A 17,335-nucleotide genomic window follows, 5' to 3' on the forward strand; every position below is an offset into this window, starting at 1 on the left:
GGACGATTTTGCTGTCCCTCACTCTTTTTTTGCATCCATTCATTCACTCATCTAGGCATTTTTTTGACGGTATTCTTTCGGTGAGATTTTTTCTTTCTTCTTGAACAAAAAGGAAAAATAATTTGGGTCATTGTAGCCAACATCAAAGGCGATCTCAGATAGCCGTAGATTGGTCGTTAACAGCAGTTCCTTAGCTAAGGTCAACCGTTGCTCGGTCAAGTATTCGATAAACGTAGAATCAGTGGCTTGCGAGAAGATGGTGCTGAAATGTGCTGGACTCAAATGAACTTTTTCAGCAACTACATTTAAGGAAATATTGGGATCAGAAAAGTGCTCACTAATAAAGGCTTTGGCTTGATTGATGACGCTTTGATATTTCGCCATTGCAGGATTGATGGGTTGTTTGGTTAATAATGGCAACAGTTCTGCCAGAGTCGTTTGATAGTTCTCTGGCTCATGGGTCAATGCCGCTAGATAGTCTAAGTCATGGGCGTGTTGAACGATCTGGGGCAACGAATGACTGTCTCTTTTCTTCAACAATGCCAGCAGTTCGACTAAGACGAACAAACGGTACATTTGCGTTCGCTCAACGGTTCCTTGAGGCGCCATCAATTCAGCGATCAGCTCAGGGATCGTCTGTTTCCCAGCATTTGCCAGCCGTGAAGCAAGGTCGGTTTTGAAAGGATTGGTGGGGGATAGTTCCCCTTCGCGAATGTCGTCTTCATAGCTGATGATTTTTTCCTTGCGGATGCTACCATAGGTTTTTAGCATGTCACGAGCTTTCTGATAAGAAAGAGAGATACCCGAGAAGCGATCTGCTACCGGTCCGATCGCCACTGCTACTTCTTCCCCAGAACCATGAACGAGGCTTTGAGCGATCTGATAGGCTTTTTCTAAAACTTGTTCTCGGTCATGGTCAAAAAGCAAAAACTTGATGAAGCGGCTGGACACACTGGAGAACAAGACGGCATCATCTTGTTCATAGGCTTTGGTCAGCTGCTGGCTAAAGCGAGTGTAGTCAGAAAAGCTTTGATTGAAGGGGGTTTTTGCTAATAGCACACAAAACTGTTTGCCTGAAAAGCGCCGGCCCAGTTCTTCTGCTTGCAAAAAGGCTTCTGAGATCGTGATCTTTTGTTTAAAGAGGTGATTCAGAAAGTGATTCTTTTTGATTTCCATTTCGAATAAATCGTCTTCTTTGGATAATTGCTGATGAGTGGCTTGTTGTTCATCTAAGTGTTGAACGACGGTTTTGATGGCTTGTTCTAATTCTTCGTTTTTGATGGGCTTGAGCAAGTAATCGTCTGCTTGCAGCTGCAGTGCCGTTTTTGCATAGTCAAAATCATCAAAGCCGCTAACGAAAATAATGCGAACTTGCGGCAATAATTTCTTGGCTTCTTTCGCAAAGACCAAGCCGTCCATAAACGGCATTTTGATATCACTGATAATAATATCAGGACGCAGATCAAGGATCGAAGCCAGCGCCAATTCGCCATCTGCGGCTTCATCGCTATAAACGATCGGGTATTGTTTGGCAAGAGTCATGATTTGGTGGCGCAAACTATCGCGAATCAGATGTTCATCTTCAACTATGAACACTTTGTACATGGTTGGGTTCCTCCCTTTTTGGTACTGTGACGTTAATCGTGGTGCCTTCTTGGTATTGACTGTGGATCGTCAGTTGCGCTTCGCTGCCGTAGTTCAGCTGGAGACGGCGATAGACGTTATATAGGCCATAGCCGCTCTCAGAGGCGGGATCAGTGGTTTCTTTAAGGTTACGACGAATCTCCTGCAAACGCTCAGGGTCGATCCCAACGCCGTTGTCACTGATGGTCATTTGAATCTGGTGAGGCAATTCTGACACTGTGATTCGAATCATGCCGACACGACGGACAAACTTGGTGCCATGATATACGGCGTTTTCAACAAGGGGCTGCAGGACCATTTTCAAAACCTGTAGTTCTGGACTGACGGTTTGATCTTCAATGGTGTAAGACAGCATCCTGCCATAGCGGATCTGCAAAATCTTCAAGTAATCGTCCACATGCCGCAATTCTTTTTCCAGCGGAATCCAGTCTTGCCCTTTGCTTAAGGAGATGCGGAAAAAATCTGACAGCGCATAAGTCATTTCGGTTGCTTGCTCGTAACGGGCAGCTTCGATCAAAGAAACGATCGCATCTAAACTATTATAGATGAAATGTGGAGTGATCTGGGCTTGTAAGACCCGCACCTCACTTTGGGCTAAGTGATACTGCTTCAAGGCATTTTCTTCCAAGAGCCGAGTCAAGTCATCTGCCATTCGATTCAAGCTACTCGTCAGAGTCCGCAGCTCTGGGGTTTCGGGCAGTTCTGCTCGGTAGCTCAAATGTCCTTGGGATAGTTCATTGGAAAGGTCTAACAACCGATCCAGCGGGTATTGCAGATTATCTCGAACAAAGCGGCGGTTTTTATTGATGATCGCAAAGATGATCAAAAGTAACACGACTTGAAAAAGGATCAGCAGCAACACGGATTGGACCAGTTCGTGATTGGTTTGGCTGGCTAAGCTGATCTCTACTCCGACAAACTGCTGCAAAATATCGGATAGCAAATCGATCACCGAATCCACTTGGATCATGACGTATTGGTTTTGTTCCACCGGTTCATCGTTGAGAATATTATCGATCAACTGTTGCTGATAGGTTTCTAAAGAATCGAGCGTCCGAAAGGCGACTGCTAAAATATTGAGTTCTTTGGCAGTGCTGGTATTTTCTTGAATGTGCTGCAGATCGCTCCTTAGTTCATCGATCACATTGGTTTCTTGAACTTGTGCGACGGTTTTTTGACCAAAGACTAAATCCCACATTTCTTCCAAGACAATGGCATCGACTTTTTCCGATAATTGATTGGCTTCTTCAATATTGTTGATGGTGTTTTGGTAAATAAAAATCTGCCGCGAGTAAAAGACACTGCTTACTACGAGGGGGATAAAGGCGACGAGGATCATCAGTTTGTTGGTCTGCTGGAAGATGCCCTTGATACTTTTTGTTTTCATCTTCATCTCCTCAATAATTTCTCGGTGGAATCTGATCAAAGTCCATATCACTGGAAAAAACTGTTTCATGGACATAGATTTCACGAGGAATGGCATCGGCGCCGCGAGCCAAGTAGCGCGAGATGGCATTTTTGACGAACACACCAGCATCTGGGTTGCATTCAACGACACAATTGACGATCCCTTGCTTCAATTTGTCGATCATTTCTTTTTGGGCATCGATCGATACGATCACCAAATCCTTCCCTGGCTCAATATCGGTTTTTTCGAGGGCTTCAAGAGCGCCAAGAGTCATCTCGTCATTGTGACTGAACAAGACATCGATCTGCTCCATTTTGCCTTCTGCGATGTATTGTTCAATGACTTCTTTGCCTTTGCGGCGAATGAAGTCACCATTTAGCTCATCTTTGACTTGGATCGTTACATTGTTGTGGGCATAATCACGCTTGATGGTTTCTCGGAACCCTTCTGAGCGCAAATACGTCGGAGAAGTAGCATCCAGTCCCGTCAATTCTAAAACATTGATCGTTTCATTTTGATGTTCTTTATAATAATTGCTGACGTAGAGACCTGCACGATTGCCCTCGGCTTTGAAGCTTGGCCCGATATGAGTCAGAAACAAGGAGGGATCGCTGACGTTGACATGACGGTCCACCACGAAAACGGGAATCCCCGCTTGCGCAGCTTCTTCCAAAATCGGTTCCCAATTGTTTTCCTGAATCGGGGTAAAGACGATGGCATCGACTTGATACACGATAAAACTGCGGATATCTTGAATCTGACGTTCTTGATTCATATAGCCGTTACGATAGAGCACTTCATAGCCTTCCTTCTCTAATTCAGTGCGAATCGATTCGGTGTGGCGCTTGCGCCAGCTGCTTTCTGTTCCCGATTGAGAAAAACCGAGCACGATACTTTCTTCCGATGTTTCAGCGGTCGTTTCTTTGACTGCTTGGCAACCAGCCAAGAAAGACAAACACAAACAAAGGAGTAACCCAATTTTTATATTCCTCATTTTTTTCACCTCTATGGTCTATTCTACTAAAAAATACGGAAGCGCTTTACACAAAATATCAAATCAAATAAAAACCAAGGGAATCTTAAAAAATCCAAGATTACGAAAAGAAATGGGGGCAACTGAGTCGTTTTTTCTCAAGAAATCCAAGAAACCTCGAAAAAATCTAAATGTAAGCGATTCCTTAACTGGCTATACTGAGAATGTAAGAAAAAGACATGGAGGGATCACAATGAAAGGTACTTTTGGTAAATTGGTCGTCCTAGCATCCACCTTATTGGTTGGCGGATTGTTAGCAGCTTGTGGGAATGGATCAGACAGCGGGGCAAACGGTGACGGAGACAAAGGATTTGTTGGGATCGCGATGCCGACCAAATCGGCAGAACGGTGGATCGCAGATGGCGACAACATGGTAGAAGAATTAGAGAAGCTCGGCTATAAAACTGACCTGCAATATGGAGAAGACAAAGTAGAAAACCAAGTGGCACAAATTGAGAATATGATCACCAAAGGCGTTGATACTTTAGTGATCGCCTCGATCGATGGTTCGGCACTGACAGACGTGTTGGAAAAAGCCCATAACGAAGATATCACAGTCATCGCCTATGACCGTTTACTGATGAACTCGGAATACGTCGATTATTATGCCACCTTTGATAATTTTGGAGTCGGCGTGCTGCAAGCGTCTTATATTGAAGACAAATTGGGTCTCAAAGACGGTGAAGGACCATTTAACATTGAATTATTCGGCGGCTCTCCAGATGATAACAATGCACTGATCAATTATAATGGGGTCCTTTCGGTCTTCCAACAATACTTTGACAGCGGACAGCTAGTCGTTCCTTCTGGTCAAACCAACTTCAACCAAATCGCTACTTTGCGTTGGGATGGTTCAACTGCGCAAGCTCGGATGGACAACTTGTTGAGTGCCAACTATACGGATCAAACATTGGATGCCGTTCTTTCACCTTATGATCCAATCAGCCTAGGAATCATTTCATCGCTTAAAGGCGTTGGCTATGGTTCTTCCGATAAACCACTACCTGTGATTACCGGTCAAGATGCGACGGTGGCAGGGGTGAAATCGATCATCGCGGGCGAACAGACCCAAACGATTTTCAAAGATACACGGGTGTTGGCGAAAAACACGATCGAAATGATCGAAGCCATCACCAATGGCGAGGAAGTGCCAGTCAACGATACGGAAACCTATGACAATGGCGTCAAAGTCGTACCAACCTACTTGTCAAATCCCGTTTCTGTGGATAGCGACAACTACAAAGAAGAACTGATCGATACCGATTACTATACAGAAGAAGAGCTAGGCATTTAAGCAAGAAGCGCTGATCCAGCGAGAAAAGATACTAGTTTCCCCGAAAGCAGTAGGGAAGAACGAATCATCCCCAATATTCGTTCTTTCCGCTTTTCTTACAAAGGCAGCGCACCACTTTTACATAAAAAGGAAAAGGGTGAAAGAACATGGCAGATAATATTTTGATGATGAAAGGCATCGTCAAAGAGTTTTCAGGGGTTCGCGCCCTTGATAACGTCAACCTCTCGATCGAGCGAGGAGAGATCCACGCACTGTGTGGAGAAAATGGCGCTGGCAAGTCCACGCTGATGAATGTCTTAAGCGGACTCTATCCTTACGGCAGCTATGACGGAGAGATCTATTATGAAGGGGAGTTATGCAAGTTCAAAGATTTGCGAGACAGTGAGGACAAAGGAATCGTTATTATTCATCAAGAGTTAGCATTAAGTCCTTACCTGTCGATCAAAGAAAATATCTTTCTAGGAAACGAACAAGCCAAACACGGCATCATTGATTGGGATCTGACCGAAAAGAAAACAGACAACCTCTTAAAGATTGTTGGCTTGAAATTAGACCCGAATACGCTGGTTTCACAAATCGGTGTCGGGCATCAACAGCTGGTGGAAATTGCCAAAGCATTTTCAAAATCCGTCCGATTGTTGATTTTAGATGAGCCAACCGCGGCGTTGAATGAAGAAGAAAGTGCCAATCTGTTAGAGCTGATCAAAGAGTTCCGCAACCAAGGGATCACCTCGATCATCATCTCCCACAAGTTGAATGAAATCGTCAATGTGGCGGATCGCATCACGATTTTACGTGACGGGCAAACGATCGAGACGCTGAGTGGTGCCGAAATCTCTGAAGAGCGCATCATTCGCGGCATGGTTGGCCGAGATTTGACCAATCGCTACCCAGAGCGGAACCCCACTATTGGTGAACCGTTTTTTGAAGTCAAAAATTGGACGGTCCATCATCCAATCGACCATACCCGTGTGGTGAATGAGAATTTGAACTTGATGATCCGCAAAGGAGAGATCATCGGCATCGCCGGTTTGATGGGTGCGGGACGGACAGAGTTTGCCATGAGTGTCTTCGGTCATTCCTACGGCAGTTCGATTTCGGGGGAAGTCTATAAAGACGGCCAACCGATTTCTGTCAAAGACGTGCCAACCGCCATCAAAAATGGGTTAGCCTATGTGTCGGAAGATCGAAAAGCGCTGGGTTTGAATCTGCTGATGGATATTCGCGAGAATACCACCATTGCTAGTCTTGCCAAAATCAGCCGCCAAGGGGTCATCGATAAAGAAAAAGAAGTCACGATGGCTGAAGAATTCCGCAAAAAAATGCGGACGAAAACCAATTCGATCTATCAAAACGTCGGCAGCTTGAGCGGCGGGAATCAGCAAAAAGTCGTTTTGGCAAAATGGCTGATGACCACACCAGACATCTTATTTTTAGATGAACCGACCCGTGGGATCGATGTCGGGGCGAAATACGAAATCTATACGATCATCGAAGAGATGGCAGCAGCTGGCAAAGCCATTTGCATCATCTCCTCGGAGCTGCCAGAACTATTAGGCATGTGTGACCGAATCTATACGATGAACGAAGGCCGCTTCACTGGCGAGGTCCTGCGGGAAGAGGCGGACCAAGAACGATTGATGAATCTAATGACATTAGAAGAGAGTGGGGTTTGAGATGGAAACAACCAATAAATTAAAAAAAGAACGCAGCCATTCGCTGAAAGAAAAGGCACTGGAAATCTTTAGCAAATACAGTATGATCATTATCTTAGCAGTGCTGCTGGTGGCCTTTCAGCTCATGACCGACGGGATTTTCTGGCGGCCGCTGAATATCACCAACCTCGTGTTGCAAAACAGTCATATTCTCGTTTTGGCAGCTGGTATGCTCTTGGTCGTCTTGTTAGGACACGTTGATTTATCCGTAGGGTCCGTGATGGCGTTTGTCGGTGCGATTGCAGGCGTCTTAATGGTCAATAACGGCATCAGTCCTTGGCTGGCAGTGCCTCTTTGCTTACTGATGGGCGCAGTGATCGGTGCCTGGCAAGGCTTCTGGGTCGCGTATGTCGGTATCCCAGCATTTATTGTGACCTTGTCTGGTTTACTGATGTTTCGAGGACTGACCCAAGTCGTCTTAGGTGGTCAATCATTGGCGCCGTTTCCCAAGGCATTCCAACAAATTTCTACTGGGTATTTGCCAGATATTGCAGGCGGTCAGATCCATTTACTTTCCATGATTTTAGGTGTAGTGATCACGGGCATCCTGATTTTAGGCCAATGGCGGACCCGTGAGCGTCGCAAAAAAAATCTTTTTGAAGTGGAATCAATGGCAGCATTTGCCTTTAAAGCCGCCTTTACTGCGGTCGTATTTCTCGGCGCTACCTATATCTTTGCCTCTTATCAAGGGTATCCGATCATTTTGATCGTCTTAGGGGTGATCGTGGCTGCTTATGGCTTTTTGACTAACAAAACCGTTGCTGGTCGTCAAATCTATGCAACCGGCGGCAACAAAAAAGCAGCCGAACTTTCTGGGATCAAGACGAAGAAAATCACCTTCTGGGTCTTCGTGAACATGGGGATGATGGCAGCTTTGGCGGGCTTGGTTTTAGCCGCTCGGTTGAACGCAGCCACCCCGCAAGCAGGAACGTCAATGGAATTAGATGCAATGGCCGCAGTGTATTTCGGCGGTGCTTCCACCTCAGGCGGTATTGGTACTGTGATGGGCGCGATCGTTGGTGGGCTCGTGATGGGTGTCTTAAACAATGGGATGTCGATCTTAGGAGTCGGTGTCGATTGGCAGCAAGCCATCAAAGGATTGATTTTGCTGCTGGCCGTCGTGTTGGATATCTACAATAAGAAAAAGAAAATATCGTAGGAGGGCCTGTTTATGGAGGAACAAGCACAAAAGACGATTTTATTGATTTGTACCGCAGGTATCACTACGGGTCTCTTAGTGAAAAATATGCAGCGAGCTGCAGATGAAAAAGGATTAGCCGTGCATATCTATTCGGCACCAGCCATCATTGCTGAACAGATCCTGCAGCAGCAGACTGTCGATGCCTTGCTGATCGGTCCGCAGTCGAAGTACGAAGTCAATCGATTGAAAGACTTTCTCATGGTCAAAGCGGTGCCTTATAAATTGATCAAAGAAACAGATTACGAGTTGTTAGATGGCGAAGCTGTCCTTGCAGACAGCCTGACCCTCTTGCAAAACGATCGCTAACCAGCAGCTTGGCAAAAAGCTAGGTGGTCAGCAGTTGAATAGGCTCCCCAGAGTAGTGCTTGTCATCCCCTACAAGCACTACTCTTTTTGTGGTGCTTTTTTGGGCTCTTTGTCAATAAGGACTGATGAGTTGTGCAAAATCAAATCTGGGTCAGAATGAACCAGATTCTGGCTCAGATTTTTTGTTATCTTACATTGATTAATTGATTGATCAAAAAGATTCTAATTCTCATGTTCTCGAATGATTTAAATCCGTAGGATACTCGTTTCATTGTCTTTATGTGGGTATTCTTCGCTTCTATTTTTCCATTGGAATAAGGATAGATCATTGCGTTGGTGATGCCTTCTTCATAGGTCAGAAGGTTTTGAAGCTTTTCCCGAAAGCCGTCATCTAACGTTTCGGGAAGTTCTGCCAATAAGGAGAAAAATAAGTCAGGGTCTTTGTCTCGAAAGGCTTCAACTAATTCATGAAAAAAGCGATACGCCTCCTTTAGGGGCGGAGAAAACTCAAGCAATCGATCAATCATCATTGCTTCAGTAAGAAATGGGTATTTTGGTGCTCGGAAACTTTTCCATGTTTTGTATTCATAATGGTTGATGTTTGCACGATTTTTTAGCAAAAAGCGCCAGTTCTTTTTCAGTTTTTCTGCCTGGCTTTTCTGTCCGGCTTTACGAAGTTCATTCATTTCACGGATACGCAACTCATTGAACGCTTGATTCATGTGTTTGACAATATGAAACCGATCAATCACGACTTTCGCATTTGGCAGAACACGTTTGGTGAGCTGGAAGTAGGCGGCGTTCATGTCTGTCACCAAGAATTCTACTTCTTCTGGATTGGTACAACCTAAGAAATAGCTTGTTAATCGAGGTAATTTACGCGTAGGCAAAACATCTATTAATTTTCCTGTTTCGCCATCTGCACAAATAAAGCTCATTTTATCTTCTATGGAAGCATGCGAACGAAATTCATCAACCATCAATACTCTTGGGAGAATCTTCTTAGATTGCTTTGGTAAATAGCTTTTAAACTCTTTCAATGTACGAATAACGGTGGTCAAAGATACCTGACAGCTTTTCGCAATAAAAGATAAAGATACTTTTTCAGTCAGTAAAGAAGCAATTTTATATCTAACATGATTTGCGATTGAATGTCTGGGTTGGACAAAATAACTTTGAGCAGTCCAATGGGTGCGACAGTTTTTACAGGTATAGCGCTGCTTTTTTAGGCGCATAACCAAAGGCATATGATTGTATTGTTCAAAACGGACAATTGTTTCCTTCTTCCCATTTTTCACTATAATTGCTTTCCCGTTTCCATCTACCACAGTAGAACCACAACTTCTACAAGCACGAGGAGTAGGCGAGAGAACAGCATCGACGACCAACGTCTTTTTCTTCTGAAGGGTCTCGTAAGAGACCTCTGTAATCATCAAATCTTTCTCTATTATTCTCAGCATTTTTTTGATAGAATCATTCATATAGCATATCGTCCTCTCAGTTGTTTATTTTGTGGTGATTTAATCATACTAGAGAACGATATGTTTTTTAATACCTAAAATGAAAATGGGGCTGAAGAATCAATTCTGATTCATCAGTCCCATAAATTATAGAGCCCTTTTTTGCCTACACTAGCCAAGAAAGCCCCTCTTAAGCAGCAATGCGTGGCAAGCCCGTTGGTTCGTTTTCTCGTGTTTAGGACATCGCATCATAGACAAACAAAAGAGAAGTTGAGGGGGAAGAGGACGAAGCTGACACCACGCGTATGTTGTCTAAAGGCAAGTGATGGGCGAGTGTTTCACGTACTTAAAGCATCGAGGCTGTGGGCGGTAGAAGGGGGGAAATGAGCTGCTTACACCGCTTCTGGTTTCTCGTTCGTAACTAAGCGTTTCGTAGGAAACACAACGAAACCCAAAAACAGACAGTCTGCTGACTGTCTGTTTTTAGGGGATACAAATAAGGAATAAAAGTGGATATTAGTTAAATGCGACTGCCTAGGGGGCAAATCCGAGAACAGTGCATGGTAACTACAAATTAAGGAAGTGTGATGACATTTTCTGAATCTTTGTCGAAGAAGTGTGCTTTGTTGATGTTGAAAGCCAAATCAACTGTTTCACCTGGACGGTGGAAGTCACGAGCATCAACTTTCGAGATAAATTCAGTCGCACCTACGCGTGTATAAAGCATCGTTTCTGCACCTAATAATTCAGATACGACTACTTCGGCACGTACAGTTGCTTCAGGAGAAGCTTCCAATGCGATTTGTTCACTGTGAATATCTTCTGGACGAATACCAAAGACTAATTGTTTGCCTTCGTACCCTTTTTCCACAAGAATCTTGTTCTTGCCTTCAGGAATACGTAAGTTCAAGCTTTGTCCATCAGAGATCATACCGTTTTTCAACGTAACATTGAAGAAGTTCATTGCTGGTGAACCGATAAAGCCGGCAACGAAAATGTTTTTCGGTGTGTTGTAGACTTCTTTTGGTGAACCGATTTGTTGAATGAAGCCATCTTTCATGATAACGATCCGGTCAGCCATGGTCATCGCTTCTGTTTGGTCATGGGTTACATAGATCGTCGTTGTTTCTAAACGTTGGTGTAATTTTGCGATTTCCGCACGCATGGCAACCCGCAATTTCGCATCTAAGTTTGACAACGGCTCATCCATCAAGAAGACTTTGGCATCACGGACGATGGCACGGCCTAGGGCAACCCGTTGACGCTGACCACCTGAAAGGGCAGCTGGTTTACGATCTAAGTATTCTGTCAATCCTAAGATCTCAGCGGCATTTTCTACCCGTTTTTTAATTTCTTCTTTGTCGTATTTACGCAATTTCAAACCAAATGCCATGTTGTTGAAAACAGTCATATGGGGATACAATGCGTAGTTCTGGAAAACCATCGCGATGTCGCGGTCTTTTGGTGCCACATCGTTCATTACTTTTCCACCGATGCTCAATTCGCCTTCAGAAATATCTTCTAAACCAGCGATCATTCGAAGCGTTGTTGATTTTCCGCAACCAGAAGGTCCAACGAAAACGATGAATTCGCGATCTGCGATATCTAAATTAAAATCAGTTACCGAATACGCATCATTATTATCATATTTTTTGTGGATATTTTTTAAGGCCATTTCTACCATTGGGATTACCTCTTTCCATTTAGTTTACATGAACATCATAAATGAAAACGCTTCGAAGGTGCAACGGAAACATGCACAAGAAAAAAACGTTTTCTTGTGCATGTTGTTTAATTGCTCTGATGGGTGAACTGATCGATCAATAAATAGCAAAGCAGCAGATCATCCATATTTTTTAAATTTAAACGTGTCAGTGTTTGAAACTTATCGATCTTATATAGGAGAGAATTCCGATGCATGAACAGTTCTTTGGCTGTGGAGCTTGCATTGCCTTGATTGCGCCACAGTGATTGAATGATCGTTTCGGTCTCTTCTTCAAACCAATCTAGATATAAGGTACGAAACAAGGAAATATACTCGGAAAAGCCGTTGCGAAAAAGAGAGAAGACCACTTTGGGCAGATCCATACTTTTACTGGTGGTTTTCGTTTTTAACTCATTTTTGAACAGGGTAGACTCACTTGCCCATAAGGTAGTGAAATCGTGGCGCGGATGATGGAAGGGACCGACGAACAGCTGAGAATAGCAGTCGAAATCCATATCCAAAGCGACGAATAAGCCGTCGAGATCTTCGATGGGCAAATTGGCACCATCTTGTTTTTCTACGATCACTGCATGGTCTTCGGTGAGGAAAAAAAGATCCACCACGCTAGGGAGCATTTGCTGAATCTCTGCGAGCCATTCGGATTGCAAAGAGTCGATGGTTCGGGTGAAATGAACTTGCAGCAGGCGAATCCACTCCGGCTCTTGAACGGGCTGATGTTCAAATAAAATCGGATACCATGGATGGTTTCGGTTATCGATTTCTGGTTGCAAAGAGCCGTTTCCCAGTTGGATCAGCAATTTTTCACTGTCACTTAATTGGTCAGTTGGCAGCCAAATATATTTTTTGCCGAATGCGATGGATTCGATATCCTTCGTTGTGGCAACTTTGTCATGCAACGTTGCCTGGGGGAAACGTGCTTTGATGTCATTAAAAGAAAAAATGAGAAAGACCTCCTTTGAGATACTCTACGTATTCTTCATTTAGTATAGCATGTTCTAAAAAAACCGTTCAAAATTTTCCCAGGAAAAAAGCACAGCCCTTCACCGAAAGCTCTGCCTTCTCATGGCAGGAGGGCGGCTTTTTTCTCCGAAGTGATTGCTTCTATAATCCTAACAGTTGTTTTTTCTTGAATGCAAATTCTTCTTCAGTCAAAATTCCTTCGTCGACCAGCACTTTTAGTTCGCGTAGTTCAGCAATGAGCGCTTCCGTCGGCTTCGCAGCTGGCGGCGGCGATGGGTTCGTTAACGGGACCGACCGCTCCCGAGGGAAGTTGGTGAGGTAGCGCTGTATGATCCGAGCAATCACCAGGTCTTTTTCGGCAAAGCAAAGAGAGTGATTCGGTTCCATTCGTCTGAAGGAATGGGTTTCTCTGATCGCTCCGCCGCCAATATACAATTCTAAAAAGCCATTGCCTTTCCAAAGACCTGATTCAGCAACTTCTTTCAAATTGACACTGGTAATTTGGGGAATCTGCAGAACCTGTTTCGCTTTCTTCTTGTAATCGATGATTGTGAGGGTATCTTCTGAAATGACCCAAGCATCACGATAATGATAGGAAAGTAATTTGATTTTTCCAGCCTCTTCATCCACGTAACTTTTGGCTGATTGCCCACCAAGTGCTGCCAAATGATCCGTTAAAAATTCATAGGCTTTTTGGGCATCGATTCGATTGGTGAAATAGAGCAATTGAGAATTACCTGGTACCTGCAGTCGGAGGTAGTCCACTAAGAGACCTTTGCCTATATGTAATTCCACATCGGCAATTTTTGCCATGGGGATCTTTTCATCTGGGATTTTTGGATGGGTGTTGTTTATCCAGACGCCTTTTTTCGTAATGATCCAACGACAGCTGGCATCATGTCTGCGATTTTCTCGATATTTTTTTGAATACAAAATAATGGGTTCCTCGTAGGTTTCATTAGGTGTTCTCGTCAAAATACTTACCTCCTTAAACGTAATAAGCAACATTTTATTCAATTATACAACAAATAGTGTTTTGATTCGTTTTATTCTGATGAAAATAAAGGGAATTTATCATTTATCTTCTTTTCGTTAGGTTTTTTTAGAAAAAAAGCCATAGCAGCAATTGACACGGAAGCGGTTTCTTGGTATCTTAGATGTACGGACAACTTTTGAAAGATGGGATTAAAATGGCGAATAAGTACGAACAACTTGCGGATATCTTAAGAGAAAAGATCCGCTTAGGCACCTATCAAGAAGGCGATGCGATCCCTTCAGAAGCAACCTTACAGGAAGAATTTCATTATAGCCGCCACACGGTGCGCCAAGCGATCGCTGTTTTGGTCAATGAAGGCTATTTAAGAAAAGAACGGGGCTCAGGCACCTACGTTTCAAAACCTGAGACTATCAATCATAAAAACCGCAAAACGATTGGGATCATCATGACCTATTTGTCTGATTATATTTTCCCTTCGATCATGCGCGGCGTGGAACAGACATTGCGGGAGCAAGGTTATTCACTGCTTCTAGGATCAACCAACAATGACCATGAGCAAGAAAGAGCGTGCTTGCAGCAAATGATGGATCAAGGGGTAGACGGGTTGATCGTTGAGCCAACGAAGAGCAGCCAGTACAACCCGAATCTTGCCTATTATGTCGCCCTCCAAGAAGCTGGGATTCCTCTCGTCATGATCAATGCCTATTATGAAGAACTAGACTTGCCGCATATTTGTGTCAACGATACACGTTCTGGTTTTTTAGCAACCAATTATTTATTAGAACAACAGCATCAGCAGTTGATGATGATCACGAAAATCGATGACTTACAAGGGAAATATCGGATGAAAGGGTTTGTCAAAGCATTGACCCAAGCCAAGCGGACGTTTGCAGCAGAAGACGTCTTGACGTATACGACGGAGACGAAAGAAGCCGTTATTGAACAAGCGATCCAGCGCTTGACGGCTGCCGATAATCAAGTCACAGGCATCGTTTGTTACAACGATGAGATCGCGCATCGCTTGATTCAAGCATTGACGGCTGCTGGGAAGAACGTTCCTACTGATTTTTCGATCGTGGGTAACGATGACTCGCCTCTTAGCACCTTGTCCACACCGACGATCACCACACTGACTCACCCGAAAGAAGCGATGGGGGAATTGGCGGCACAATGGATCACTACAGGTAAGGCAACAGAAGCGCAACGCTTTTATTTTGAACCGGAGCTGATCGTTCGCGGTTCAGTCAATAACCAAAAAGGAGAATAAGAAGATGACGCAACAAGTAAGGCAAGCAATTATTGACGGGCGCACGTCTCTTGGGATCGAGCTAGGCTCGACACGGATCAAAGCTGTCTTGATCGATGAGCAGTTTCAGACGATCGCTTCAGGTAGCTTTGAATGGGAAAATCAATTGGAGCAAGGGATTTGGACCTACTCACTAGAGGCGATTTGGCAAGGACTGCAAGCCAGCTACCAAGAGTTGGCGCACAACATCCAACAGCAATTCGAGGTACCTTTGACGACGATCGGCAGTATCGGTTTTTCTGCAATGATGCACGGCTATATGGCTTTTGATCAGCAAGGCACGCTGTTGGTACCTTTTCGGACATGGCGCAATGCGATCACGGAAGAAGCAGAAAAAGCCTTGACGGCATTGTTCCAATACAACATCCCGCAGCGTTGGAGTATCGCGCATTTGTATCAAGCGATTTTGAATCAAGAAGCCCACGTCCCAGAGGTTGCTTTTTTCACTACCTTAGCCGGCTATGTCCATTGGCAGCTGACAGGGGAAAAAGTTATCGGAATCGGCGATGCATCAGGGATGTTCCCAATCGACAGTACGACAAAAAACTATGATGCGAATATGCTGCAGCAATTTGATGCACAAATCAGCAGTCAGGGGTATCCTTGGCAGATCAAAGACCTTTTGCCGCAAGTGTTGACAGCAGGCGAACCAGCCGGCACATTGACGGCAGAAGGGGCAAAAAAACTCGACCCAACTGGTACTTTGCAAGCTGGCATCCCGTTATGTCCGCCAGAAGGCGATGCGGGCACTGGCATGGTTGCCACGAATAGTGTGGCACAGCGAAGCGGGAATGTTTCAGCCGGGACGTCTGCTTTTGCCATGATCGTCTTAGAAGAACCCTTAACTAAAGTGTATCCAGAGATCGATTTGGTCACGACGCCTTCTGGTGATTTGGTGGGGATGGTCCATACGAATAACTGTACCTCGGAGATCAATGCCTGGGTCAAACTTTTCCGCGAATTTGCCGATGCAGCTGGAATGAAACTTTCCACAGAAGAATTGTTTGCGACCTTATTCAACGAAGCATTGAAAGGGGATTCAGACTGTGGCGGGATGCTTTCTTATGGCTATTATTCTGGTGAAAATATCACTAAGATCCCTGAAGGACGGCCGCTTTTCGTCCGATCGCCAGAAAGTTCTTTTACTTTAGCAAATTTCATGCGCTTACATCTGTTTAGTGCCTTTGGTGCGATGAAGATCGGGATGAAGATTCTGGAAGCCGAAGACGTCGCTATTGATCGAATCGTTGGTCACGGTGGGATCTTCAAGACGCCAGAAGTTGCCCAACGTGTCTTGGCAGCTGTCATGGAAGCCCCAGTCACGGTCATGGAAACGGCTGGTGAAGGCGGCGCCTGGGGGATCGCCCTTTTAGCAGCGTACCTTCGCCGTCACACGCCAGAACAATCCTTGGCCGCATTCTTAGCAGATCAAGTGTTTAAAAATGACCACGGCGTGACCTTAGCCCCGACAGAAGCCGACATTCAAGGGTTCACCGTCTTTACCCAACGTTACCAAGCAGGGTTGCCGATCGAGCAAGCGGCAATCGATGCGTTGATTTAAAAAGAAAGAAGGGAATTTTGTGTTAGAAGGATTAAAAGAAGAAGTCTTTCAGGCCAATTTGGCATTGCCGAAGCAAGGATTGATCAAATACACTTGGGGCAATGTGTCAGCAGTGGATCGCCAACAGCAATTGTTTGTCATCAAACCTAGCGGTGTTGACTATGAAACCATGCAAGCCAGTGATATGGTGGTTTGTGATTTTGAGGGCAACGTAGTGGAAGGAGCGAAAAATCCTTCCTCCGATACGCCAACGCATGCCGTTTTATACAAAGCATTTCCAGAAATTGGTGGGATCGTCCATACCCATTCTACTTGGGCGACGAGCTGGGCTCAGGCAGGACTCGATTTGCCAGCGATGGGCACAACCCATGCCGATACGTTTTATGGAGCAGTCCCCTGTGCCCGCTTTTTGACGCAAACCGAGATCGATGAAGGCTATGAAGCACAAACAGGACAGGTGATCGTCGAAACCTTTAAGGAACGCGGCATCACGCCAGAAGAAATTCCTGGTGTCTTGCTTCACGGTCATGGACCATTTACCTGGGGCAAAACGGCGGATGCGGCGGTGATGAACGCAGTGGTCTTAGAAGAAGTCGCTAAGATGAATTTTATCACGCGTCAGCTGAACAGTTACGCACCCGAATTGCCGCAGCGGGTCTTAGACAAACATTATTTACGCAAACATGGAGAAAATGCCTATTACGGGCAAAAATAACGAAAAAGG

Annotated in this window: 14 protein-coding genes; 7 read left to right on the forward strand and 7 right to left on the reverse strand. The window is 44.7% G+C overall.

Annotated features, from left to right (window positions below):
• Window positions 1-51 precede the first annotated feature (51 nt).
• Genes IGI71_RS02175 through IGI71_RS02185 form a run of 3 tightly spaced genes read right to left on the reverse strand, consistent with a single transcriptional unit; the run spans window position 52 to window position 4,046 of the window.
• Entirely contained in the window at window positions 52-1,605 is a 1,554-nt protein-coding gene (locus IGI71_RS02175; RefSeq protein WP_010748705.1) for a response regulator, read from the reverse strand.
• Window positions 1,583-3,031: a sensor histidine kinase gene (locus tag IGI71_RS02180; protein WP_010748706.1), complete on the reverse strand. Its 1,449-nt coding sequence runs from the start codon at window positions 3,029-3,031 to the stop codon at window positions 1,583-1,585. Before IGI71_RS02180 ends, IGI71_RS02175 begins: the two co-directional genes overlap by 23 nt.
• Before the next feature lie 10 nt (window positions 3,032-3,041).
• Window positions 3,042-4,046, reverse strand: a complete 1,005-nt coding sequence (locus IGI71_RS02185; RefSeq protein ID WP_430616159.1) for an ABC transporter substrate-binding protein — start codon at window positions 4,044-4,046, stop codon at window positions 3,042-3,044.
• A gap of 232 nt (window positions 4,047-4,278) precedes the next feature.
• On the opposite strand from IGI71_RS02185, the gene chvE reads away from it, so the two are divergent.
• The 4 genes from chvE (at window position 4,279) to IGI71_RS02205 (ending at window position 8,601) form a co-directional block, all read left to right on the forward strand.
• The gene (gene chvE / locus IGI71_RS02190) at window positions 4,279-5,379 is read left to right on the forward strand and encodes a multiple monosaccharide ABC transporter substrate-binding protein (protein WP_005231478.1); all 1,101 of its coding nucleotides are present in this window, start codon (window positions 4,279-4,281) and stop codon (window positions 5,377-5,379) included.
• Window positions 5,380-5,525: 146 nt separating this feature from the next.
• Complete coding sequence (mmsA, locus tag IGI71_RS02195; protein WP_005231476.1) at window positions 5,526-7,055, forward strand: multiple monosaccharide ABC transporter ATP-binding protein; 1,530 nt, start codon at window positions 5,526-5,528, stop codon at window positions 7,053-7,055.
• A gap of 1 nt (window position 7,056) precedes the next feature.
• The gene (gene mmsB, locus IGI71_RS02200) at window positions 7,057-8,253 is read left to right on the forward strand and encodes a multiple monosaccharide ABC transporter permease (protein WP_231472812.1); all 1,197 of its coding nucleotides are present in this window, start codon (window positions 7,057-7,059) and stop codon (window positions 8,251-8,253) included.
• Between the two features lie 12 nt (window positions 8,254-8,265).
• Window positions 8,266-8,601 carry a PTS sugar transporter subunit IIB gene (locus IGI71_RS02205; protein WP_010748708.1) on the forward strand — a complete coding sequence of 112 codons (336 nt, stop codon included), beginning with the start codon at window positions 8,266-8,268 and terminating at the stop codon, window positions 8,599-8,601.
• A gap of 185 nt (window positions 8,602-8,786) precedes the next feature.
• Here the strand turns inward: IGI71_RS02205 and IGI71_RS02210 are convergent, their stop codons facing one another.
• From IGI71_RS02210 to IGI71_RS02225, 4 genes are all read right to left on the reverse strand, one after another.
• Window positions 8,787-10,082 (reverse strand): ISL3-like element ISEfa11 family transposase, encoded by a 1,296-nt coding sequence (locus tag IGI71_RS02210; RefSeq protein WP_016249833.1) that lies wholly within the window; start codon window positions 10,080-10,082, stop codon window positions 8,787-8,789.
• A 553-nt stretch (window positions 10,083-10,635) separates the two neighbouring features.
• On the reverse strand, window positions 10,636-11,745 hold the full coding sequence (locus tag IGI71_RS02215; RefSeq protein ID WP_005227260.1) for an ABC transporter ATP-binding protein: 1,110 nt from the start codon (window positions 11,743-11,745) through the stop codon (window positions 10,636-10,638).
• Window positions 11,746-11,852: 107 nt separating this feature from the next.
• Window positions 11,853-12,683, reverse strand: coding sequence for a helix-turn-helix domain-containing protein (locus IGI71_RS02220; protein ID WP_010748709.1), 831 nt, complete (start codon window positions 12,681-12,683; stop codon window positions 11,853-11,855).
• 205 nt (window positions 12,684-12,888) lie between these two features.
• Window positions 12,889-13,755 carry an SHOCT domain-containing protein gene (locus IGI71_RS02225; protein ID WP_081116181.1) on the reverse strand — a complete coding sequence of 289 codons (867 nt, stop codon included), beginning with the start codon at window positions 13,753-13,755 and terminating at the stop codon, window positions 12,889-12,891.
• 149 nt (window positions 13,756-13,904) lie between these two features.
• On the opposite strand from IGI71_RS02225, the gene IGI71_RS02230 reads away from it, so the two are divergent.
• From IGI71_RS02230 to IGI71_RS02240, 3 genes are read left to right on the forward strand one after another with little or no spacing between them, the layout of a single operon-like run.
• On the forward strand, window positions 13,905-15,011 hold the full coding sequence (locus IGI71_RS02230; protein WP_081116182.1) for a GntR family transcriptional regulator: 1,107 nt from the start codon (window positions 13,905-13,907) through the stop codon (window positions 15,009-15,011).
• Between the two features lie 4 nt (window positions 15,012-15,015).
• Window positions 15,016-16,611 carry a xylulokinase gene (locus tag IGI71_RS02235; RefSeq protein ID WP_081116183.1) on the forward strand — a complete coding sequence of 532 codons (1,596 nt, stop codon included), beginning with the start codon at window positions 15,016-15,018 and terminating at the stop codon, window positions 16,609-16,611.
• Window positions 16,612-16,630: 19 nt separating this feature from the next.
• On the forward strand, window positions 16,631-17,326 hold the full coding sequence (locus IGI71_RS02240; protein ID WP_010748713.1) for an L-ribulose-5-phosphate 4-epimerase: 696 nt from the start codon (window positions 16,631-16,633) through the stop codon (window positions 17,324-17,326).
• The last annotated feature ends 9 nt before the right edge of the window (window positions 17,327-17,335 follow it).

Origin of the sequence: Enterococcus sp. DIV1279b (assembly GCF_050531515.1) — a bacterium.
Taxonomy (GTDB): domain Bacteria; phylum Bacillota; class Bacilli; order Lactobacillales; family Enterococcaceae; genus Enterococcus_D; species Enterococcus_D casseliflavus.

Coding starts and splice junctions, on each gene's coding strand:
- IGI71_RS02175 (WP_010748705.1), bottom strand. CDS start 1,605: ATGTACAAAGTGTTCATAGTTGAAGATGAACATCTGATTCGCGATAGT.
- IGI71_RS02180 (WP_010748706.1), bottom strand. CDS start 3,031: ATGAAAACAAAAAGTATCAAGGGCATCTTCCAGCAGACCAACAAACTG.
- IGI71_RS02185 (WP_430616159.1), bottom strand. CDS start 4,046: ATGAGGAATATAAAAATTGGGTTACTCCTTTGTTTGTGTTTGTCTTTC.
- chvE (WP_005231478.1), top strand. CDS start 4,279: ATGAAAGGTACTTTTGGTAAATTGGTCGTCCTAGCATCCACCTTATTG.
- mmsA (WP_005231476.1), top strand. CDS start 5,526: ATGGCAGATAATATTTTGATGATGAAAGGCATCGTCAAAGAGTTTTCA.
- mmsB (WP_231472812.1), top strand. CDS start 7,057: ATGGAAACAACCAATAAATTAAAAAAAGAACGCAGCCATTCGCTGAAA.
- IGI71_RS02205 (WP_010748708.1), top strand. CDS start 8,266: ATGGAGGAACAAGCACAAAAGACGATTTTATTGATTTGTACCGCAGGT.
- IGI71_RS02210 (WP_016249833.1), bottom strand. CDS start 10,082: ATGAATGATTCTATCAAAAAAATGCTGAGAATAATAGAGAAAGATTTG.
- IGI71_RS02215 (WP_005227260.1), bottom strand. CDS start 11,745: ATGGTAGAAATGGCCTTAAAAAATATCCACAAAAAATATGATAATAAT.
- IGI71_RS02225 (WP_081116181.1), bottom strand. CDS start 13,755: ATGTTGCTTATTACGTTTAAGGAGGTAAGTATTTTGACGAGAACACCT.
- IGI71_RS02230 (WP_081116182.1), top strand. CDS start 13,905: ATGTACGGACAACTTTTGAAAGATGGGATTAAAATGGCGAATAAGTAC.
- IGI71_RS02235 (WP_081116183.1), top strand. CDS start 15,016: ATGACGCAACAAGTAAGGCAAGCAATTATTGACGGGCGCACGTCTCTT.